The sequence below is a fragment of the Kitasatospora sp. NPDC008050 genome, from assembly GCF_042957465.1.
GTDB lineage: Bacteria > Actinomycetota > Actinomycetes > Streptomycetales > Streptomycetaceae > Kitasatospora.
Genome location: NZ_JBIBIJ010000004.1, coordinates 43,031 through 63,389, shown reverse-complemented (window position 1 = coordinate 63,389; position 20,359 = coordinate 43,031). Strand labels below are relative to the sequence as shown.

Below are 20,359 nucleotides of genomic sequence, written 5' to 3'. Positions count from 1 at the left end.
GGCCGCCGGGCGGCCGGTGCGGCAGGATCGAGGGGTGACGACGACACCTCAGGACGGCGGGCTGCGGCTCAGCAGCCGCCAGGGCCGCTGGGTGGTGCTGGCGGCCGCGCTCGGCTCGGGCATGGCGATGCTGGACGGCACCGTGGTGAACGTGGCGCTGCCGACCATCGGCCGCGATCTCGGGGCGAACCTGGCCGCGCTGCAGTGGACGGTCAACGCCTACCTGCTCACGCTGGCCGGCCTGATCCTGCTCGGCGGCGCGCTCGGCGACCGCTACGGGCGGCGGCGGGTCTTCGTGATCGGCGTGTGCTGGTTCGCCGCCGCCTCCGGGGTGTGCGCGGTGGCCCCCGACGTCGACGTGCTGATCGCCGCCCGGGCGCTGCAGGGGATCGGCGGCGCGCTGCTGACACCCGGTTCGCTCGCGCTGCTGCAGGCCACCTTCCACCCGGACGACCGCTCGGCGGCGGTCGGCGCCTGGTCGGGCCTGGGCGGGGTGGCCACGGCGGTGGGCCCCTTCCTGGGCGGCTGGCTGGTGAGCGGCCCGGGCTGGCGCTGGATCTTCGTGATCAACCTGCCGATCGCCGTCGTGGTGGCCGTGCTGACCCTGCGCCACGTACCGGAGAGCCGGGACGAGCGGGCGACGGGCCGCTTCGACGTCCCCGGCGCGGCGCTCGCGGCGCTCGCCCTGGGCGGGGTCACCTACGCGCTGACGGCGGCGGCGGGCGCGGTGACGCCCGCGGTCTGGGTCGCGGCCTGCGCCGGGGTGCTGCTGGGGGTCGCTTTCGTGGTCGTCGAGCGGCGCAGCCCGCGGCCGATGCTGCCGCTGGAGCTGTTCGACTCACGGCTGTTCAGCGTGATCAACGTGGTCACCCTCGCGGTCTACGGCGCGCTGAGCGGGGTGTTCTTCTTCCTGCAGGTCCAGTTGCAGACGGTGTCCGGTTTCGAGCCGCTGGTCTCCGGGGTGGCCTTCGCGCCCGTCACGCTGCTGATGCTGCTCTTCTCCGCCCGGGCGGGACGGCTGGCGGGCCGGATCGGCCCCCGGCTGCCGCTGACCCTGGGGCCGCTGATCAGCGCGGGCGGCGTGCTGCTGATGCTCCGGATCGGCCGGCACGCCTCCTACTGGACGGACGTGCTGCCGGCCGCCGTGGTCTTCGGGGTCGGGCTGACCCTGCTGGTGGCACCGCTGACCTCGACGGTGCTGGCGGCGGTGGAGGTGCGCCGGGCCGGTATCGCCAGCGGGGTGAACAATGCGGCCGCGCGCGCCGCGGGCCTGCTGGCGGTGGCGGCGCTGCCGCTGCTGACCGGCCTGAGCGGGGACCAGTACCGGGTGCCGGACGCGGTGGACTCGGCGTTTCGCACCGCCATGCTGATCTGCGCCGGCCTGCTCGCGGGCGCGGGCCTGGTGGCGCTGGCCACCGTGCCGGGGCGCGCCCCGGCCGCCCCGGCCGGCACCGCCGAGCCGGACAGCACCTGGTACTGCTCCACCACGGCCCCGCCGGTGGACCCGGGGCACCAATGCCCGGGGTCCACCACCTGACACCTGCCTAGAGGATGTCGCCGGGCGCGTACTTGGCGGCCGCCGGGTAGCCGGCGGCGACGGCCTCGATCCGGCGCACCATCTCGGCCACCTGGGCCCCGGCGGCACCGGTGAAGGAGAGCCGGTCGGCCAGCAGCGCGTCGAGCGCGGCCCGGTCCAGCGGGATCCGCTCGTCGGCGGCGAGCCGGTCGAGCAGCTCGTTCTCCCGCGCGCCGGCCCGCATCGCCAGGGCGGAGGCGACCGCGTGCTCCTTGATCACCTCGTGGCCGACCTCGCGGCCCACGCCCGCGCGCACCGCGCCCATCAGCACCTTGGTGGTGGCCAGGAACGGCAGGTAACGGTCCAGCTCGGCCTCGATCACGGCCGGGAAGGCGCCGAACTCGTCCAGCACCGTCAGGAACGTCTCCAGCAGGCCGTCGAAGGCGAAGAACGCGTCCGGCAGGGCCACCCGGCGCACCACCGAGCAGGAGACGTCGCCCTCGTTCCACTGGTCGCCGCCCAGCTCGGCGGTCATCGAGGCGTAGCCGCGCAGGATCACGGCCAGGCCGTTGACCCGCTCGCAGGAGCGGGTGTTCATCTTGTGCGGCATCGCCGAGGAGCCGACCTGGCCCTCCTTGAAGCCCTCGGTCACCAGCTCGTGCCCGGCCATCAGGCGGATCGTCTTGGCCAGGCTGGAGGGCCCGGCGGAGAGCTGGACCAGCGCGCTGAGCACCTCGAAGTCGAGCGAGCGCGGGTAGACCTGGCCGACGCTGGTCAGCACGTTGTCGAAGCCGAGGTGGCCGGCCACCCGCAGCTCCAGCTCGGCGAGCCTGGCTGTTCCCTGACTGCCCCCTCCCAGCAGGTCGAGCATGTCCTGCGCGGTGCCGACCGGGCCCTTGATCCCGCGCAGCGGGTAACGGGCGATCAGCTCCTCCAGGCGGACGAAGGCGACCAGCACCTCGTCGGCCACAGTGGCGAAGCGCTTGCCGAGCGTGGTGGCCTGGGCCGCCACGTTGTGCGAGCGGCCGGCCATCACCAGCTCGGCGTGCTGGGCGGCGAGGCGGCCCAGGCGGACCAGCACGGCGACCACGCGGTCGCGCACGTGCTCCAGCGACTGACGGATCTGCAGCTGCTCGACGTTCTCGGTCAGGTCCCGGGAGGTCATCCCCTTGTGGATCTGCTCGTGGCCCGCGAGCTCGCTGAACTCCTCGATCCGGGCCTTCACGTCATGCCGGGTGACCCGCTCGCGGGCGGCGATCGAGGCCAGGTCGACGTTGTCGACGACCCGCTCGTAGTCGGCGACGGCGGTCTCGGGCACATCGATGCCCAGATCCCGCTGGGCCTTGAGGACGGCGAGCCACAGGTGGCGTTCGAGAACCACCTTGTGCTCGGGGGACCACAGCTGGGCCAGGGTCGCCGAGGCGTACCGGGCGGCCAGGACATTGGGGATCTGGGGCTTGGCGCTCACGCTTCGCAAGCCTAACAGTGGAGGTCAGCGGGGCCGGACGACGGGGCGGCGGCAACGGGTGCGACCGCCCGGCGACCCCCGGGAGCCGTCGCCCCGCTCAGCTCGCCAGCAGCGGCAGCAGCTGCTCGCACATGCCCAGCAGCGCGGTCCGCTGGTCGGCGCTGAGCGAGTCCAGCGCCCGGTGCGCCCGGGTCATGTCGGCGCGGATCTTCAGCAGGGTCTCGCGACCCTCCTCGGTGATGGTCACGATCTTCACCCGGCGGTCGGTGGCGGCCGCCTCGCGGCGGGCCAGGCCCAGCGACTCCAGCCGGTCCACGATGCCGGTGACATTGGAGGCGTCGCAGCCCAGGCGGCCGGCCAGGGCGCGCATCGGCACCGGCTCCAGCACCACGCCCAGCGCCTTGGCCTGGGAGGAGCTGAGCCCGTGCCGGCCCGCCGCGCCGGCGAAGTCCTGGAAGTAGGCGGCGCTCACGGCTGCCACCGCCTCCATCAGGGCGGCGGTGGTGACAGATGGTGCGGCGGTCGTCATGGACACCATGAGATCACAGGAAGCATAAAAGTTTCATTCGCTTGAGCTTTGAGTCGCTCAAGCGACGGCCCCCGTGCCACTCAGGCCACCAGCTGCTCGAACAGCCGTGCCAGCTCCTGCTCCGCGTCGCCGGTCAGCCCGGTGTGCACCGGGCCGGGCTGGACGACGGCGCTGCGCGGCGCGGTGAGCCAGCGGAACCGCTGCCCAGGAGTGTCCCCGGCCGCCGGACCCGCCGCCGGACCACCGGCACAGACGCCCTCGATCCCGCGCAGCGCCCGCGCCACCCCGGCCAGGTCGACCGTCGGATCCAGCGCCAGCAGCTTCGCCTCGGGCAGCAGGGTACGGGCCAGCAGCCGCTCCTGCCCGCGGCAGTAGAGCAGCACCCCGAGGTTGACGCACTCGCCGCGCTCCACCCGGGGCACGGCGCGGATCACCGCGTACTCGTAGTCGTGGAAGTCGACGTCATGACGGTCCATCAGGCACTCACCTCGGACAGGACGGGCAGCCAGTCGCGCGGCCCGGCCAGCCGCGCCGACAGCTGGGCGACATAGGCGGCCCGGACGGCCTCGGGGTCCTCGAAGCCGGGCTCGTCGAGCAGGAACTCCGCCGGGATCGCCGCCACCGCCCGGGCCAGCAACTCGGGCGTGGCCGCGGCGGCGAGCGCACGGTCCGCCGCCGCCAGCTCGCCCGGGTCGGCGCAGAACCGCCGCAGCGCGTGATCGCCGGCGTCGTACGGGCGCCGGATCCAGCCGGCCGCGCCGGGCCAGTGGTGGTGGAAGATCAGGCTGGCGCCGTGGTCGATCAGCTGCAGCCGCCCCCCGGCCACCAGCAGGTTGGGGTTGCGCCAGGACCGGTCGACGTTGCCGATCAGTGCGTCGAACCAGAGCACCCGGGCGGCCTCGTCCGCGGCCACCTCGAAGCAGAGCGGGTCGAAGTTCAGCGCGCCGCTGAGGAAGGCCAGGCCCACGTTCACCCCGCCGCTGGCCCGCATCTGCTCCTGGATCTGCTGTTCCGGCTCGCTGCGGGCGAGCACCGGGTCGAGGTCGATCCGGACCAGCTCCGGCACCGGCAGACCGAGCCCGCGCGCCAGCTCACCGGCCAGCACCTCGGCCACCAGCGCCTTGCGCCCCTGCGCCGCACCGCTCCACTTCAGCGCGTACAGCCGGTGGTCGTCGGCCTCCACCAGGCCCGGCATCGAGCCGCCTTCTCGCAGTGGCGTCACATAGCGGACCGCCGTCACCTCACGAAGCACGCGCCAACCCTACCCATCCGCCCGGTTGCGGTGGCGCGCCCCCAGGGGCCGTGCGAGGGTGGCCAGGATGTGGCGCCCCGTCACCCGGGCCCACCGACCCCGTCACGGCGAAGGCCGCGGTGGGGGTGGACGACGAAGGTCCGGCGTAGGAATCCAACCTAGGAACCCAGCGAAGGAAATCAGATGGAACGTCCTCGGATCCTGGTGGTGGGCGGCGGCTTCGCCGGACTGGAGTGCGCCCGTCGACTGGAGCGCAAGCTCGCCGCGACGGAGGCCCGGATCACCCTCGTCGCACCGTTCAGCTACCAGCTCTACCTGCCCCTGCTGCCGCACGTGGCGGCCGGTGTGCTCACCCCGTCGTCGGTCGCGGTCTCGCTGCGCCGCTCGCTGCACCGCACCGACATCATCCCGGGCGGCGCCATCGGGGTGGACCCGCAGGCCAAGGTCTGCATCATCCGGAAGATCACCGACCAGGTGATCGCCGAGCCCTACGACTACCTGGTGCTGGCACCCGGCAGCGTCACCCGCACCTTCGACATCCCGGGCCTGACCGACCACGCGCGCGGGATGAAGACCCTTGCCGAGGCCGCCTACGTGCGCGACCACGTGATCTCCCAGCTCGACCTGGCCGCGGCCACCCTGGACCAGGAGGAGCGCGCCTCCCGGCTGCAGTTCGTGGTGGTCGGCGGCGGCTACGCCGGCACCGAGACGGCCGCCTGCCTGCAGCGGCTGACCACCGCCGCGCTCGACCGCTACCCGCGGCTGGACCCGCAGCTGATCAAGTGGCATCTGATCGACATCGCGCCCAAGCTGATGCCCGAGCTGGGCGAGCACCTGGGCACCCGGGCGATGAAGGTGCTGCGCGGGCGGGGCGTGGAGGTCTCGCTCGGCGTCTCGGTGGCCGAGGTCGGCGAGACCAGCGTGACCTTCACCGACGGGCGGGTGATCCCCTCGCGCACCCTGATCTGGACCGCCGGGGTGGCCGCCAGCCCGCTGATCGGCACGCTGGACGCGGAGACGGTGCGCGGCCGGATCGCGGTGACCGCGGAGCTGCGGGTGCCGCAGTTCGAGGGCGTGTTCGCCCTCGGTGACGCGGCGGCGGTGCCCGACCTGGCCAAGGGCGACGGCGCGGTCTGCCCGCCCACCGCCCAGCACTCGGCCCGCCAGGGCCGCAAGGCGGCCGACAACCTGGTCGCCGCGCTGCGCAACCAGCCCCTGGAGCCCTACTACCACAAGGACCTGGGCCTGGTGGTCGACCTGGGCGGCAAGGACGCGGTCTCCAAGCCGCTCGGCGTGGAGATGACCGGCGTGCCGGCCCAGCTGGTGGCCCGCGGCTACCACCTGATGGCGATGCGGACCAACGTGGCGAAGTTCCGGGTGGGCGCCAGCTGGCTGCTGAACGCCACCGCCGGGGACGACTTCGTGCGGCTGGGCTTCCTGTCCCGCCGGCCCGCCACGCTGCGCGACTTCGAGTACACCGACGCGTATCTGACCAAGGAGCAGGTCCGCGAGCACACCCAGGCGCTGCACGCCAAGCACTGACGCCCCGCGCCCGGGCACGCACCGCCGCCGGCCCCGCACCGGGCCGGCGGCGGTGTGCTGCGGGAGGGCTCAGGAGCCGGTCAGGTACATCCCCGAGGCGTCCTGGCCCGGCGTGTTGCGGCAGGCGGCGTTGCCGCCCTGCTGCGCCCGGAGCAGCGACAGGCAGCGGCCGAGCGCGAGCTGGGCGTAGTAGTTCGGGTGCATCGACTCCTGGGTGGTGCCCTGGGCCGCGCTGGTGAAGCCGGAGTCGACGAAGCGGGCCCACTCGCTGGTGGTCGCCGAGGGCGGGCTGTCCAAGGTGGCCTGCTGGGTGGCGGTGGAGCAGACCTCGCGGCCCTGGAGCAGGTCGCGCAGGTCCAGGAACTGCACGCCCTTGGCGGCGGCCACCGCCGCCAGCTGGTCGGAGACCTCGGGGACCATGGTGTCCCTGGCCCAGTCGGAGTCGGCGTTCCAGAACGGACAGCCGCCGGTCGAGGCGCGTGACCAGCCGCTCTCCGGGTAGCGGTTCTCGCTGCTGCGCGGGATCGGCGAGGGGTAGGACTGCAGCACGATCCGGTAGGAGCCGGCGGCGTAGCCGTCGCCCTTCATCACCGCGCGGATCTCGTCGATGGCCTTGCCGACGCCGGCCATCGCGGCGGGCATCTTCGCCTCGATCGCGGACTGCTGGTCGTCGGCGCAGGTCGAGTCCCAGATCAGGTAGTCCTCGGCGCAGGTGGTGATGACGTCCGAGAAGCCGAGGTCGTTGCCACCGATCGACAGGGTGATCAGCTTGACGTCGTTCCGGGCCGCCGCGGTGGCCAACTGGTCGGCCTGCGGGGCCTCGCCCTTGAGGCTCTGGCCGCCGTCCGCGGCCCGGAAGACGTTGGCGGTGGTGGCGCCCGAGCAGGCGAGGTTGATGCTCTGCTGGGCGATCCCGGTGGCGCTGTCGGCCTCGGCCACGTCCGAGCGGTCGCACCCGCTGGCGTAGGTCGTGCCGTAGACCGTGCTCGGGTCGGCGGCGCTGCCGTTCCAGGCGCGGTCGGTGCCGTCGTGGCCACCGGAGGTGGTGTCGCTGTTGCCCATCCAGCGGCCCGCCTCCCCGGAGATGTAGCTGTCGCCCAGCGTGACCACGGCGGTGGGGCCGGCGACGGCCTGCGCCGGGGCGGCCAGCGTGAGCAGGCCGGTGGCGGTGAGCGGGAGGGCGAGCAGGGCGGCCAGCGGCCGGGCGGCTCTGCGGGCGCGCGTGGTTCTGGTCCAGCTTTCGGGCACGGCGGAACTCCTGCGAACGGCGGCTGCCCGAGGTGGGGTCGGGCGCCGCTGCGGGTGAGGGTGGGCCGCCGGCCGGTGGCGTGAGGAATCTGGCATGCCCGCGCCGGTTACCGCTAGGTAGCTGCAGCAACTTTTTCGCCGTGTTACCCGCGAGTTCAGACTCCGCGCCCGGGCGCGCCCGGCGTTCAGATCTGCCGGGCACCCGCCTCCGTGCGGCCCAGGACGGCCGCGAGGTCGGCGGCCAGCCGGGGCGCCTCGGCCGGGTCCAGCTGGGCCACGGTGATCCGGATCCCGGGCGGCGACTGCAGCCGGAACGCCGCCCCCGGGGTGACCGCCCAGCCGCGCTGCAGCAGGCCGACCACGACCGCGGTCTCCTCCGGCACCGCCACCCAGACGTTCACCCCGCTGGTGCCGTGCGCGGCGATGCCGTGCCCGGCCAGCGCCGTGAGCAGGGCCTGCCGGCGCCGGCCGTACGCCTGCGCGACGCCGGTGGGGCCCGCGCCGTGGGTGCGCCACAGCTCGGCCACGGCACGCTGGAGCAGGTGGCTGACCCAGCCGGTGTCCAGCCGCTGGCGGCCCAGCAGCCGGCCGACGGTGTCCTGGTCGCCCATCAGGACGGCCAGCCGCAGGTCGGGGCCGAACGCCTTGGCCGCCGAGCGGACCACCGCCCAGCGCGAGCAGAGCGGCCGTCGGTCCGGCCCGCAGACCAGGGTGGCGAAGGGCAGGTCGGTGATGCCGTGCCCGTGGTCGTCCTCCAGCAGCAGCACCTCGGGATGCCCGGCCAGCACCGCGCGCAGCGCGGCGGCGCGGGCGGTGGTGACGGCGGCGCCGGTGGGGTTCTGCGCCCGGCTGGTGACGACCAGCGCGCGGGCGCCGGCCGCGAGCGCCGCGGCCACCGACTCGGGGCGCGGGCCCTGGTCGTCCAGCGCGACCGGCAGGGTGCGCAGGCCGTGGGCGGGCAGCAGGTCGAGCAGGCTGCCCCAGCCCGGGTCCTCCACCGCGACCGCGTCACCGGGGCGCAGGCAGGCGGCGAGCACCCGGTCGATCGCGTCCAGCGCACCCGCGGTGACCGCGAAGGCGGCCTGCGGCACCCCGTCGGCCAGGAAGCCCGCCGTGGCGAGCTCGACCAGTTCGGGTTCGGCGGCGGGGTGACCGTAGAGCACCGGGGCCCGGTCGGCCGCGGCGGCGGCCACCGCGAGCGCGGGGCCGAGGTCGGGCAGCAGGCGGGGGTCGGGGTTGCCGGCCGCCAGGTTCCGCACGCCGGCGGGGATGTCCACCCGGACCTGGTCGCGGTAGCTGGTGACCGGGCGGGGGCGGATCCGGCTGCCCCGACGACCGGCGGTCTCGATCACCCCGCGGTCGCGCAGCAGGCGGTAGGCCGCGGCCACCGTGTTGGAGTTGACGCCCAGCTCCTCGGCCAGCTCGCGCAACGGGGGCAGCGCCTGGCCCGGCTCCAGCTCCCCGGAGCCGACCGCGCGTTCGACGTCGGCCGCGATCTCCGTGGCGCGCCGTCCCTGAATCCGATAGTCTCCTAGCACAAAGATCATTATGCACTAGTACATAGGGGGCTGTCATGTCGGACCCGCAGGCGCAGCGGACCGAGCAGAGCGAGGAGCAGGGCACGTCCTACGCCCGCACCGAGCGGACCACACCCACCCGCTACAAGGACCGCGCCAGCTGGGAACGGGCCGAGATCCACGCCATCCTGGACACCGCCTGGGTCTGCCACCTGGGCTTCGTCGCGGCCGGCGGCCCGGTCGTGCTGCCCACGATCTTCGCCCGGGTGGACGACCGGCTCTACCTGCACGGCTCCACCGGCAGCCGCCCGCTGCGCGCCGCCGGTGGCGAGGAGGGGCTGCCGGTCTGCGTCACGGTCACCCAGCTGGACGCCCTGGTGCTGACCAAGTCCGCCTTCAACCACTCCGTCAACTTCCGCTCGGTGGTGGCGCACGGCATCGCCGAGCAGGTCACCGACCCCGAGGAGCTGGCGCTGGCGCTGGACGCGCTGGTCGACCACGCGATCCCGGGGCGCTCGCAGGACTGCCGGCCGGCCAACCCCAAGGAGCTGGCCAAGACGGCGGTGATCCGCCTGGTGCTCGACGAGGTCTCGGCCAAGTCCCGCGAGGACGGCGCCCACGACGACCCCGAGGACGCGGACCTGCCGTACTGGTCCGGCGTCGTCCCCATCGGCACCCGCTACGGCGCGCCCGTCCCGCACCCGGGCACCGAGCGCGCGCTGCCCGGGTACCTGCGCGACTTCCAGCCGCCGGGTGCGCCGTGCTGATCCGTTCCTGGGACCGGGGCGAGCCGGCCGAGTGGCGCCAGTGGCTGGCCGGCCGCGACTTCGGCCTGCTGGCGGCCAACGGCGCCGGCGGGAGCGGCCCGGTGCTGGTCCCCACCCACTTCCTGCTGGACGCCGACCAGGGCGAGATCCTGCTGCACCTGGGCAAGCCCAACCCGCTCTTCGCGGCGATCGGCGCCGACCCGCAGGTGACGCTCGCGGTGACCGACGACTACACCTTCGTGCCCGGCTACTGGCGGCCCAGCCAGGTGCCCACCAGCTACTACGCCTCGGTGCAGTTCGACTGCCTGGCCGAGCCGGTGGACGACGCGGCGGGCAAGGCCGAGATCCTCAACCGGCAGCTGGCGCACTTCCAGCCGGAGGCACCGCAGGTGCGGGTGGTCCCGGGCGCCGAGCCGTACGGGCCGCAGCTGTCGGGCATCCGCGGGCTGCGGCTGACGGTGCGCCAGGTGCGGGCGAAGTTCAAGTACGACGACAAGGTGCCGGTCGAGCAGCAGGCCGCGATGGCCGAACGGCTCGCCGAGCGCGCCGGCCCCGGGGACGCGGGCGCCCGGGCGCAGCTGCTGCGGCGCAACGCGCAGCGCGGCGGCTGCCCGCTCGGACAGCCCTAGGGGGTGGACATACCGGGCTCATTACGGGGCAGACGGGCACCCAGCTGATCTGATGGAACAGATCGCCTCCGCCGCACCCCGGGAGCCCGCCCTGTCCAGGACCGCCTCGGCACACCCCGCCCCCGAGCTCGCCCCGCTGGGCCGTGTCGTCTTCATCTCGGCGGCGGCTGCCATGGGCGGCTTCCTGTTCGGCTACGACAGCGCGGTCATCAACGGCGCCGTCACCGGCATCCAGAAGCACTTCCACGTGGGCAACGGCGAGACCGCGTTCGTGGTGGCCATCGCGCTGCTCGGCTCGGCCGCGGGCGCGGTCGCGGCCGGCTGGCTGGCCGACCACTTCGGCCGGGTGCGGACCATGGTGCTGGCCGCCGTGCTCTTCGCGATCAGCGGCGTGGGCTCAATGTTCCCGCCGAACATCCAACTGCTGGCCACCTGGCGGGTGCTGGGCGGCATCGCGATCGGCATCGCCTCGGTGATCGCGCCCACCTACATCGCCGAGGTGGCGCCCGCCGCCTACCGAGGGCGACTGGCCTCCTTCCAGCAGATGGCGATCGTGCTCGGCATCACCATCTCCCAACTGGCCAACTACGCGCTCAACCAGGCGGCCGGCGGGGAGTCCACCGGACACCTGGGCGGGATCCAGGCCTGGCAGTGGATGCTCGGGGTGGAGACGGTGCCGGCCCTGGTCTACGGGCTGATGGCGCTCAGCATCCCCGAGTCGCCGCGTCACCTGATCGCCACCGGCCGCGAGGAGAAGGCCCGTCAGGTGCTGCGCGAGGTCGAGGGGCCCGGGGTGGACCTGGACAGCCGGGTGGCGGAGATCCGCACGGTGCTGCACAGCGAGCACAAGCCCCGGCTCGCGGATCTGACCAGCGGCCGCTTCGGCCTGCTGCCGATCGTCTGGGTGGGCATCGGCGCCTCGGTCTTCCAGCAGTTCGTCGGCATCAACGTGATCTTCTACTACTCCTCGCTGCTCTGGCAGTCCGTCGGGATCAACGAGAGCAACTCGCTGCTGATCAGCCTCTCCACCTCGATCGTCAACGTCATCGGCACGGTGATCGCGATGCTGCTGGTGGACCGGATCGGCCGCAAGCCGCTGGCGCTGGCCGGCTCGATCGGCATGGCGGCCTCGCTGGCCACCGCCGCCTGGGCCTTCTCCTACCGCCACGGCACCGGTACCGGCGCCACCCTGCCGAGCGCCCAGGGCACCGTGGCGCTGGTCGCCGCCCATCTCTTCGTGCTCTGCTTCGCCTTCTCCTGGGGCGTGGTGGTCTGGGTGCTGCTCGGCGAGATGTTCCCGAACAAGATCCGCGCGCTGGCCCTCTCGGTGGCCGCCTCGGCCCAGTGGATCGCCAACTGGGCGATCACCGTCAGTTTCCCCGACCTCGCCGACTGGAACCTGTCGGCCACCTACGTGATCTACGCCTGCTTCGCGCTGCTCTCCATCCCGTTCGTGGCCTTCTGCATCAAGGAGACCCGCGGCAAGACGCTGGAGGAGATGGGCTGAGGCCCGGCCGCCAGTACGCGACACGCCGATCATGGGCTTGGAACTGACTCCCGCTCGGCTCCCGGCCCGCATACCATCATCCCCGCGGGCCACCCGGCCCGGTCCGCGGCTCACCAGGAGATGCCCGATGGCCGACCCCACCTCTGGAGCGCAGAACGTCACCTTCCCCAGCGGCGGGGAGCAGGCACACGGCTACCTCGCGCTGCCGCCGACCGGCCGCGGGCCCGGGCTGCTGGTGATCCAGGAGTGGTGGGGGCTGACCACGCACATGACCTCGATGGTCGACCGGTTCGCCGCCGAGGGTTTCCTGGCGCTGGCCCCGGACCTGTACGGCGGCGCGACCACCCACGACCGCGCCGAGGCCGCCGAGCTGCTCGCCCGGCTCCCCACCGAGCGCGCGGTGTGGGACCTGCGCGGCTCCATCGACTTCCTGCTCGAACACCCCGCGCTGGTCGGCGACGCGGTCGCCGTGGTCGGCTTCTGCATGGGCGGCGGCTTCGCGCTGCGGCTGGCCGCGCAGGAGGGCGACAAGGTGGCCGCCGTGGTCCCGTTCTACGGGCTGCCGCGCGAGCCGGGCTACGACTACCGGGGCCTGACCGCACACGTGCTGGGCCACTTCGCCGAGTACGACAAGGGGCTGCCCGCCGAGGTGGTGGACGAGGCGGCGATCCTGATCGGCGAGGCCACCGACCGCCGTCCGGAGATCCACTTCTACCCGGCCGGGCACGCGTTCATGAACGACGAGAACCTGCTGGGCACCTACGACCCGCTGCAGGCCAAGGTCGCCTGGCGGCGAACCCTCAGCTTCCTGCGCGGCCACCTGGGCTGAGAGGGGCTGCCAGGACGCCGGCCCCCTACCAGGGCCTGTCGGTTTCGAAGGCGGGGTAGCCGGGCAGCGGTGGGGTGTTCCAGTCCGCTGCCACCGTGGTGCACAGCCGCTCCATCGTCTCACCCAGCGCCGGCAGGCCGGGCAGTGCGGCTGCCATCGCCCAGCGGTGGCTCAGCAGCTGACGCCGGGTGGGCACCGGGCGCCGGGTGCGGTGCATCGGGGCGTCCTCGGGCAGCGCGCGTGGCAGCAGGGAGACCGTCAGGTCCACGGTCCACACCGCGAGCGCCTCGGCCATGCCCTGCTGCCAGCAGGCCTCCTCGGCCAGTTCGGGGTAGCTCGCCACCACCTCGGCGCGGAAGGTCCGTTCGACCTCGGCCGCCAGGTCCGCCGGTAGCCGGAAGACGCACCAGCAGGTGGCGAACGGCATCCGGCAGTACGCGGCGGTCATGAAGACCGACAGGAAGCAGGCCGCCTCGAAGTCGATCAGCCGCAGCCCCTCGGCGGTCAGCAGGTTGTTGTCCGGGCAGGTGTCACCGGGGGTGAAGCCGGGGTAGCGCTCGCCGCCGGCCGTGCCGATCCGGGCCAGCTCCGCCGCCAGTCCAGGTGCCGGCTCGACACCGGCCGCCGCGAGCACGCCGGGCAGTTCGGCGGCGTTGCGGGTGATCCACGGCTCGTGCTCCCAGGACGGCAGGCCCTGGTCGTAGCGCGCCCACAGCTGCTCGAACTCCGCGCGCCGGGTGGCCCCGGCGGCGGACAGCCGGCCCAGGCCGCGCGCCCACTCCAGCAGGCCGCGCTCGGCGGCCTTCGGGTCGGTGCCGAGCAGCAGGTCGGCCAGGGTCGGCGCGGTGCCCAGGTCCTCCATCACCAGCAGCGGGAAGTCCCGGTCCACCGCCAGCAGTTCGGGGCCGCCCAGGTCCAGGGCGAGACCGGCCGCCTCGGCGGTGAAGGCCCGGCGCGACTCGGCCGCGTCGGTGAAGGCCTTGACGATCACCGTGCCGCCCGCAGCCGTGCGGCAGCGCAGGACGCTGCTGCGGCTGCTGCCGCCCAGATCCACCGGATCGGTCAGCTGACGGCCCAGCAGGGCGCTCGCGGCTCGGAGGATCTGGTCCATCGGGGCATCGTGCCAGCACCCAGGCCTTCAGCGCAGTTGATTTTCGATCAGTGTCGAGTTGTTTTCGATCGGCATCTGCCGGGTAACTCCCCCAACCTGTCCGTACCTGTCCGTAGCGTGGACAGGCCTCCATGCCACCGTCATAGTCAGGCGAATGCCGAATCGAACCAAGGGCCACCCCCGTCCGCCTGCCTGGGCCGGGCGCGAGTACCTGATCCAGACCGGCGCGACCGTGGTGAGCGGCCTCGGCAATGCCGGCGCACCGATCGCCACCGCCTTCGCACTGCTGCGGATGGGCGGCGGCGCCGCCGCGATCGGCTATGTCACCGGCGCACGGCTGGCCGCCATCGTGCTCTTCCTGCTGATCGGCGGCGCGGTGGCCGACCGGCTGCCGCGGCACCGGGTGATGGTCGCCGCCAACATCGGCAACGCGCTCTCCCAGGCGGCACTGGCGGCGCTGGTGCTGACCGGGTCGGCCCGGCTCTGGCAGGTGGTCCTGCTGGCCGCGGCGAACGGGATCGGCCAGGCCTTCTACGCCCCCGCAGCCGAGGGCATGATCATGGAGTCGGTCGACCAGGAGCAGGCTCCACGGGCTTTCGCGCTCTTCCGCACCGCGCTGAACACCGCGCAGATCGGCGGCGCCGCGCTCGGCGGCGCGCTGGTCGCGGCGGTCGGGCCCGGCTGGGTGCTGGCCCTGGACGCCACCACGCTGGCGGCGGCCGGCGCGCTGCGGCTCTGCCTGCGCGGGCCCGCGCCGACCGGGCCCGCGGCGGGCGCCACGGCCGAGCGTGAGGCCGGGCCCGGGATGCTCGCCGATCTGCGCGAAGGCTGGCGGGAGTTCACCTCCCGGCGCTGGCTGTGGGCGGTGGTGGTGCAGTACGGGGTGGTGAACGCCTGCCTGATCGCCGCCGAGTCGGTGCTCGGCCCGCTCGTCGCCGACCAGCGGCTCGGCGGTCCCCGGCCATGGGGCCTGGTCAACGCGGCGATGGGCGCCGGGCTGGTGGCCGGCGGCCTGCTGATGGTCCGTTGGCAACCGCGCCGGCTGCTGCTGGCCGGCACCGCGGGCGTGCTGCTCTTCGCCCTGCCCGCCGCCACCCTGGCGGCCGGCGCGCCGCTGGCCGTGCTGGGCGGCGCGATGTTCGCCTCCGGGGTCGGCGGCACGGTCTACGGGGTCTGCTGGATGATCGCGCTGCAACAGGAGATCCCGGCCGCCAGCTTCTCCCGGGTCGCCGCCTACGACTGGTGCGGCTCGGTGGCACTGGCCCCGGTCGGCACGATGGCGGCCGCGCCGCTGGCCGGCGGGCTCGGCCTGAACGGGGCGCTGTGGGCCTGCGCGGGCGGGATGACGCTGCTGTCGCTGCTGGTGCTGGCGGTCCCCGAGGTACGGCAGCTGTCCCGGATGACGGCGGACCCGCCACCGGCCGTGCTGCGTCCACCGGCGCCCGCCCCGGCCGCGGCCCGCTCGGAGGCCGTCCCCACCGCGGCGGAGGCCGCGGCCTGACCCGTCCTCAGCACCCGGAACACCAGCGGCGCGACCAGCACGGTCAGCACCGCGCCCACCAGGAACGGGGCGCGCAGCCCGTAACCGTGGGCCAGGACCCCGGCCAGCGCCGCGCCGACCGCGATGCCACCGTTGGCCACCATCTGGTAGGCCATGCCGACCCGGCCCAGCAACTGCTCCGGCACCAGATCCTGGCGCAGCGAGACCGCCAGCACGCCCCAGGCCATGCTCAGCGCCCCGTAGCCGACCGTGGCGCACCCCACCGTCGGCCAGCTGTGGGCCAGAGCGGCGACGGTCAGTGCCAGCCCCGAACCGAGCATGGTGACCAGCAGCGTCCAGCGCATGCCCAGCCGCCCGCCGATCCAGGGCGCGGCCAGCGAGCCGAGCACTCCGCCGACCGCGAAGGCCACGCTCAGCAGGCCGTAGCCGAGCGGGCCCAGGTGCAGGATCCGGCGCGCGTAGAGCACCAGCACCGCGATCACGCCGCCGAAGACCAGGTTGGAGGTGGCCGCGGTCAGGCAGAGCGTGCGCAGCAGCCGGTGCCGGGCCAGCCAGCGCGCGCCCTGGACCGCCTCGGTGAACAGGCCGGCCGGCGCCTGACGGCCCGTCGGCCGTTCGGGCCGCTCGGGCTGCTCGGGCCGCTCGGGCCGCTCAGAGCGCTCAGACCCCGCAGGCCGTTCGGCCCGCAGGCTGCCCGGCAGCAGGAAGACCAGCAGGGCCGCCAATGCGAAGGAGACCGCGTCCACCGCGAACGGCGCCAGCGCAGCGAGCCCGAAGCAGACGGTGCCCAGCGGCGCGCCGAGCAGCGAGTCCGTCACCAGCGCACCGGCCTGCAGCCGTCCGTTGGCCCGGGGCCGGTCGGCCGGCCGGACCACGGCCGGGACCACCCCCGCCCAGCCGGCGTTGTAGAGCGTCTGCCCGCAGCCCAGCAGAAATCCGACCAGCGCGATCAGCAAGATCCCGACGACCCCGAAGGCCACCGCGGCGGCGAAGCCGGCGACCAGCACCGCCCGGCAGGCGTCCACCGTCCAGAGCAGGCGCCGCCGGTCCACCCGGTCGGCCAGCGCCCCAGCCGGCAGGCTGAACAGCAGCCAGGGCAGTTGCTCGGCAACGGTCACCAGGGCCAGGTCGCGCGGGTCGCCGGAGATCCGGGCGGCCAGCAACGGCAGTGCGACGAACCGCATCCCGTCGCCGAGCGAGGAGACGGTGACCGAGGTCCAGAGCAGACGAAAACGAGATCCCAGCGGCTCGGCAGCCGCTCCCCCAGCGGAAAACATGAACTAGACTCTGGTTCAGCTTTGAGGCCCTGTCAAGGAGCACAATGACCGAGAACGTCCCCCCGCCGCCCGCCGGCATCCTGCGCGAGCCGCAGCAGCAACGCAGCCGGGAGAAGGTCGCCCGCATCCTGGCGGCCACCACCCGTCTGCTGGAGGAGCGTTCGTACGAGGAGATCGGCACCAAGCTGATCGCCGCCGAGGCCGGCGTCTCGATCGGGGTGCTGTACCGCTTCTTCCCGGACAAGCATGCGATCGCGAGCACGCTGACCCTGCGCTGGCTCGACGAGTTCCTGGAGCTGACCGACCGCGCCCTGGCCCACCCGCGCCCCGCGACGGCCGGCGAACTGACCGACCGGGTACTCGACGCGCACGTGCGCTTCCGCCGCGAGCAACCGGGCTTTCGGGGGCTGTGGTTCAACGGTCCCCCGCTGCCGGCCCTGCTCGACCACGACGAGGAGAACGACGCCCGGCTGGCCGCCGCGATCCGCACCGTCCTGGTGAGCGACTACGGCTACCCCGACACCCCCGCCTTCGCCCGGCGCGCCGGCCTCGCCGTCTCCGCCGCGGGCAAACTGCTCAACACCGCCTTCCGCGACCGGCCCGAGGGCGACGAGGCGATCCTCGCCGAGATCAGGCTGATGCTGACCGGCTGGCTGCTCGACCGAACTCTCCCGTCCGGCTGAACTCGCCGACGCGGCACAACCTTTCACGCCCGGCGGCGGTCTCACTCGGCAACGCTCGATGAGTCCGCCGCCCGGGAGGGAGACCCGTTGCCACGGCCGCCGCAGCTCGTCATCTCCGACCTGCCGTCCACCCGGCCGGCCGACCGCTGCTGGCTGGTCGAGCTGGCCGGTGCGGACGGCTGCCGGTACGCCTACCGGGTCTACGCCTCCGAACACGCGCTCCCGGGCGACCTGTTCTGGTCCGCGCTGCACCACCACGACGAGGGACCGCTGCCGCGCGCCCTCGACCTCTTCGACAGCGCGCTGATCCGCCTGCTCGGCTGACCCGCCGCGTCGCCCGCGCCCCGTCGGAGCGCGGGCGGACCGCTACCGGGGGATCAGGAAGGTCAGGAAGCGGGCGCGCACCGCGACATAGATCACCGCGATCACCGAGACGTCGAAGAGGGTGTTGCCCCAGAACCCGCGCGGACCGACCACGAACGGGATCAGGAAGACGAAGAAGCTCTGCGCGACATAGACGTACAGCGAGCTCCGGCCGAACGGCAGCAACACCCTGCCGACGGTCCGCGCGATCGGCTCCTCGAACCTGCGGACCAGCAGGAAGGTGCCCGCGAAGCTGATCGGGGCCGCGAACGGCCGCAGCAGGCCGAGCCGGTTGTTCTGGAACAGGTGGTTGTAGGCGGCCGGGTCGACGATCAGCTCGGGATGGAAGAGCAGGATCATGCCGATCACATAGAGCGCGACGGTCGCCACGATCAGCACGGTGCTCAGCACCCGCCGCGCCGTGGGCGACAGCCGGGCCACCAACCGCCGCAGATCGTCCCAGTGGTAGCCGGCGATGGTGCCGAGGAAGAAGTACACGCCCCACTGCAGGAAGGGGCTGAAGAACTTGGTGTCGTAGTGCGAGGGCAGCAGGAAACCGGCGTAGGCCAGCAGCACGACCACCGGCGCCAGGCGGCGGGAGAGCAGCCACACCATCAACGGCGCGAGCAGGAACATCGGCACGTAGAAGGTCAGGAAGTCCGCCCAGCCGTAGGTGTAGCGCAGGGTCAGCGTGTTGGCGACCAGGCCCAGCGGCGAGGAGTCGCTGTCGAGGCCGTCCTTGACGTTCGAGATGCCGTGCGCCACCGCGAGCCGGCCGATGACGGTGAACAGCAGGGTGAGGGTGACCGCGAGCACATACAGCTGGCCGGCCCGTTTCCAGGTGTTGCGCGCCATCCGCATCGGGCCGTGCTGCTCCAGGTCGCGGCGGCGGAGCATGCCCACCAGCAGACCGGAGATCAGGAAGAAGTTCTCGGCCTCGGAGACCAGCAGCGAGCCGCGACCGTCGAAGAGGCCCAGCAGCGAGGGGACGTAGTCCAGGTGGACCGCGGCGAGCACTCCCACGTAGTACCCGCGCATCAGATCGAGCGTCACGAGGCGGGGCCGTCTCACGACGGCCCCGCCGGGCCCGGTCAGACCGGTCGCGCGCGCGGTGACCTTGGCCGGGGCCAGGGCAGGCAGATGCAGGAACGTCATGCGCCCATTCCGCCAGGCAAGTCTTTGACGCGGGTGAGAAGAACGGTCACCTGGGCTCAACTATCAGGATCTTCTCAGGTTCCCCCGATCACCCCTTGACCCCCTCTTCGTCGACCGTACGTCCGGACGTGTTCGAACGAGCCTTGCGGGCACGCCCCTCGCCCCCGCCCCTCGCCGGGGCGTGGCGCTACCCGTTGCCGATCGCCGGCACCTGCGCCACCGCACTCCCCGCCGCGCCCGCGCCGTGGCCGCCGCCCTCCACCTCGGCGGCCACCGCGAGGTTGCCCCGGTAGGCGGTGAACCAGCTGTTGGGGGCCGGGGCGCCGTCCACGTCCGCGGTGCCGGTCTTGGCGCCGACCTCGCCCCCCAGTCCCGCCATCGCCTGCTGGGCGGTGCCGGAGGCCGCGGTCCGGGCCATCATCGCGCGCAGGCCCTTGGCCACCGAGGCCGGCAGCGGCTGGGCGGCCGTCACCTGCTGCTGACCGGGCAACAGGATCGGCTGCCGGAAGGTGCCGTTCTGCACGGTCGCGGCGACCGAGGCCATGGTCAGCGCGTTGGCCTGGATCGTGCCCTGCCCGATCGCCTCGGCCGCCGCCCGGTCGGAGGCGCCCGGGTCGCTCGGCACCGGGATCTTGGCGTCGAAGCTCCGCACGCCCGGGGCCGTCGACCAGCTGAGGCCGCTGCCGAACTGGTCCCGCGCCACCGTGGTCAGCGTGCCGGAGGGCAGCTTGGCGCTCTCGTTGATGAAGGCCGTGTTGCAGGACTGGGCGAAGTCGTCGGCCAGCGTGCAGCCCGGGAACGAACCCGGCTCGCCGTTGTGCCAGAGCCGGGGCGAGTTGGCGCTCTCGGGACAGGCCACCGGGGTGCTCGGGGTGTCGCCGGCCTCCAGCAGGGCCGCCGCGGTGATCACCTTCATCGTCGAGCCGGGCGCGATACCGGCCAGGAAGGCCTCGTTGAAGCCGCCCGCGGGCGCGTTGGCGACGGCCAGGATGTCGCCGGTGCTCGGCTCCACCGCGACCAGCCCGGCCGCATCGCTGCCCGCCTGGGCCTGCAGCGCCTGCTCGGCCGCCCGCTGCACGTCGGCGTCCAGGGTCAGCCGCACCTGACGCCCGGCGGACGGCTGGGTCACCACGAAGAGCTGCTGGGCCGGGTTCGCGCCCGAGTCGTCCAGGAGCACCACGGCCCGACCGTTCCCGGCAGCCGGGTCGCCGTCACCGTCGGACGGGGCAGCGGACGAGCCGCCGACCGTCAGCAGGCCGGCGAAGACCAGCCCGCAGGCGATCCGCACCGTTGTGCGGCTGGGGGTACGGCGGGCAGCGGGCGGGGCGTCCTCCTCGTAGCCCGCGTCGTGGCCCTTGTCGTAGCCCTCGCCGTGGCCCATGTCGTACTCGGCTTCGTGCTGCTCGTGCTCGGGTTCCATCTCCGTACTCCCCCTGGTCGTCGGCCGTGCCCGCGCTTGCGCGAT

At 73.5% G+C, this 20,359-nt stretch carries 18 protein-coding genes and 1 pseudogene; 9 read left to right on the top strand and 10 right to left on the bottom strand.

The genetic code is table 11. From position 1 onward, the window contains the following. Window positions 1-34 precede the first annotated feature (34 nt). Complete coding sequence (locus ACFZB9_RS09540; RefSeq protein WP_391445281.1) at window positions 35-1,537, top strand: MFS transporter; 1,503 nt, start codon at window positions 35-37, stop codon at window positions 1,535-1,537. 7 nt (window positions 1,538-1,544) lie between these two features. Here ACFZB9_RS09540 and purB read toward each other — a convergent pair whose 3' ends face one another. The 4 genes from purB to ACFZB9_RS09520 form a co-directional block, all read right to left on the bottom strand. Beyond that, window positions 1,545-2,984 carry an adenylosuccinate lyase gene (gene purB / locus ACFZB9_RS09535; protein ID WP_391445279.1) on the bottom strand — a complete coding sequence of 480 codons (1,440 nt, stop codon included), beginning with the start codon at window positions 2,982-2,984 and terminating at the stop codon, window positions 1,545-1,547. A gap of 97 nt (window positions 2,985-3,081) precedes the next feature. Next, a complete protein-coding gene (locus ACFZB9_RS09530; RefSeq protein WP_391445277.1) occupies window positions 3,082-3,513 on the bottom strand; it encodes a MarR family winged helix-turn-helix transcriptional regulator in 432 nt (143 codons plus the stop codon). 80 nt (window positions 3,514-3,593) lie between these two features. Continuing rightward, complete coding sequence (locus ACFZB9_RS09525; RefSeq protein WP_391445275.1) at window positions 3,594-3,989, bottom strand: DUF3037 domain-containing protein; 396 nt, start codon at window positions 3,987-3,989, stop codon at window positions 3,594-3,596. Then, a complete protein-coding gene (locus tag ACFZB9_RS09520; RefSeq protein ID WP_391445273.1) occupies window positions 3,989-4,765 on the bottom strand; it encodes a HipA family kinase in 777 nt (258 codons plus the stop codon). The genes ACFZB9_RS09525 and ACFZB9_RS09520 overlap by 1 nt, the downstream gene beginning before the upstream one ends. 183 nt (window positions 4,766-4,948) lie before the next feature. On the opposite strand from ACFZB9_RS09520, the gene ACFZB9_RS09515 reads away from it, so the two are divergent. After that, window positions 4,949-6,307 carry an NAD(P)/FAD-dependent oxidoreductase gene (locus ACFZB9_RS09515; RefSeq protein WP_391445272.1) on the top strand — a complete coding sequence of 453 codons (1,359 nt, stop codon included), beginning with the start codon at window positions 4,949-4,951 and terminating at the stop codon, window positions 6,305-6,307. 69 nt (window positions 6,308-6,376) lie between these two features. Here ACFZB9_RS09515 and ACFZB9_RS09510 read toward each other — a convergent pair whose 3' ends face one another. Next, entirely contained in the window at window positions 6,377-7,555 is a 1,179-nt protein-coding gene (locus tag ACFZB9_RS09510; protein ID WP_391445270.1) for a GDSL-type esterase/lipase family protein, read from the bottom strand. 185 nt (window positions 7,556-7,740) lie between these two features. Then, entirely contained in the window at window positions 7,741-9,093 is a 1,353-nt protein-coding gene (locus tag ACFZB9_RS09505) for an aminotransferase class I/II-fold pyridoxal phosphate-dependent enzyme (protein ID WP_391445268.1), read from the bottom strand. Window positions 9,094-9,128: 35 nt separating this feature from the next. On the opposite strand from ACFZB9_RS09505, the gene ACFZB9_RS09500 reads away from it, so the two are divergent. From ACFZB9_RS09500 to ACFZB9_RS09485, 4 genes are all read left to right on the top strand, one after another. Continuing rightward, a complete protein-coding gene (locus ACFZB9_RS09500) occupies window positions 9,129-9,839 on the top strand; it encodes a pyridoxamine 5'-phosphate oxidase family protein (protein ID WP_391445266.1) in 711 nt (236 codons plus the stop codon). After that, on the top strand, window positions 9,833-10,468 hold the full coding sequence (locus ACFZB9_RS09495) for an FMN-binding negative transcriptional regulator (RefSeq protein WP_391445264.1): 636 nt from the start codon (window positions 9,833-9,835) through the stop codon (window positions 10,466-10,468). The genes ACFZB9_RS09500 and ACFZB9_RS09495 overlap by 7 nt, the downstream gene beginning before the upstream one ends. 52 nt (window positions 10,469-10,520) lie before the next feature. Continuing rightward, window positions 10,521-11,975, top strand: a complete 1,455-nt coding sequence (locus ACFZB9_RS09490; RefSeq protein WP_391445262.1) for a sugar porter family MFS transporter — start codon at window positions 10,521-10,523, stop codon at window positions 11,973-11,975. A 127-nt stretch (window positions 11,976-12,102) separates the two neighbouring features. Continuing rightward, window positions 12,103-12,804, top strand: a complete 702-nt coding sequence (locus tag ACFZB9_RS09485) for a dienelactone hydrolase family protein (protein ID WP_391445260.1) — start codon at window positions 12,103-12,105, stop codon at window positions 12,802-12,804. 25 nt (window positions 12,805-12,829) lie between these two features. Here ACFZB9_RS09485 and ACFZB9_RS09480 read toward each other — a convergent pair whose 3' ends face one another. Beyond that, the gene (locus ACFZB9_RS09480) at window positions 12,830-13,915 is read right to left on the bottom strand and encodes a hypothetical protein (RefSeq protein ID WP_391445258.1); all 1,086 of its coding nucleotides are present in this window, start codon (window positions 13,913-13,915) and stop codon (window positions 12,830-12,832) included. A gap of 154 nt (window positions 13,916-14,069) precedes the next feature. Between ACFZB9_RS09480 and ACFZB9_RS09475 the strand changes: the two genes are divergently transcribed. Beyond that, entirely contained in the window at window positions 14,070-15,416 is a 1,347-nt protein-coding gene (locus ACFZB9_RS09475; RefSeq protein WP_391445256.1) for an MFS transporter, read from the top strand. A 47-nt stretch (window positions 15,417-15,463) separates the two neighbouring features. Here the strand turns inward: ACFZB9_RS09475 and ACFZB9_RS09470 are convergent. After that, window positions 15,464-16,693 (bottom strand): annotated as a pseudogene (locus ACFZB9_RS09470) (MFS transporter); the annotation flags it as partial. A gap of 44 nt (window positions 16,694-16,737) precedes the next feature. On the opposite strand from ACFZB9_RS09470, the gene ACFZB9_RS09465 reads away from it, so the two are divergent. Together ACFZB9_RS09465 and ACFZB9_RS09460 are read left to right on the top strand one after the other, a co-directional pair. Beyond that, window positions 16,738-17,376: a TetR/AcrR family transcriptional regulator gene (locus tag ACFZB9_RS09465; RefSeq protein ID WP_391445254.1), complete on the top strand. Its 639-nt coding sequence runs from the start codon at window positions 16,738-16,740 to the stop codon at window positions 17,374-17,376. Window positions 17,377-17,463: 87 nt separating this feature from the next. Then, window positions 17,464-17,700, top strand: a complete 237-nt coding sequence (locus ACFZB9_RS09460) for a hypothetical protein (RefSeq protein ID WP_391445252.1) — start codon at window positions 17,464-17,466, stop codon at window positions 17,698-17,700. A gap of 42 nt (window positions 17,701-17,742) precedes the next feature. On the opposite strand, the gene opgC is transcribed toward ACFZB9_RS09460, so the two are convergent. Next, a complete protein-coding gene (gene opgC, locus ACFZB9_RS09455) occupies window positions 17,743-18,894 on the bottom strand; it encodes an OpgC domain-containing protein (RefSeq protein WP_391445250.1) in 1,152 nt (383 codons plus the stop codon). A 187-nt stretch (window positions 18,895-19,081) separates the two neighbouring features. Beyond that, window positions 19,082-20,314: a penicillin-binding transpeptidase domain-containing protein gene (locus ACFZB9_RS09450; protein WP_391445248.1), complete on the bottom strand. Its 1,233-nt coding sequence runs from the start codon at window positions 20,312-20,314 to the stop codon at window positions 19,082-19,084. Window positions 20,315-20,359 lie beyond the last annotated feature (45 nt).

Coding starts and splice junctions, on each gene's coding strand:
- ACFZB9_RS09530 (WP_391445277.1), bottom strand. CDS start 3,513: ATGACGACCGCCGCACCATCTGTCACCACCGCCGCCCTGATGGAGGCG.
- ACFZB9_RS09525 (WP_391445275.1), bottom strand. CDS start 3,989: ATGGACCGTCATGACGTCGACTTCCACGACTACGAGTACGCGGTGATC.
- ACFZB9_RS09515 (WP_391445272.1), top strand. CDS start 4,949: ATGGAACGTCCTCGGATCCTGGTGGTGGGCGGCGGCTTCGCCGGACTG.
- ACFZB9_RS09500 (WP_391445266.1), top strand. CDS start 9,129: ATGTCGGACCCGCAGGCGCAGCGGACCGAGCAGAGCGAGGAGCAGGGC.
- ACFZB9_RS09490 (WP_391445262.1), top strand. CDS start 10,521: ATGGAACAGATCGCCTCCGCCGCACCCCGGGAGCCCGCCCTGTCCAGG.
- ACFZB9_RS09485 (WP_391445260.1), top strand. CDS start 12,103: ATGGCCGACCCCACCTCTGGAGCGCAGAACGTCACCTTCCCCAGCGGC.
- ACFZB9_RS09480 (WP_391445258.1), bottom strand. CDS start 13,915: ATGGACCAGATCCTCCGAGCCGCGAGCGCCCTGCTGGGCCGTCAGCTG.
- ACFZB9_RS09475 (WP_391445256.1), top strand. CDS start 14,070: ATGCCGAATCGAACCAAGGGCCACCCCCGTCCGCCTGCCTGGGCCGGG.
- ACFZB9_RS09465 (WP_391445254.1), top strand. CDS start 16,738: ATGACCGAGAACGTCCCCCCGCCGCCCGCCGGCATCCTGCGCGAGCCG.
- opgC (WP_391445250.1), bottom strand. CDS start 18,894: ATGACGTTCCTGCATCTGCCTGCCCTGGCCCCGGCCAAGGTCACCGCG.
- ACFZB9_RS09450 (WP_391445248.1), bottom strand. CDS start 20,314: ATGGAACCCGAGCACGAGCAGCACGAAGCCGAGTACGACATGGGCCAC.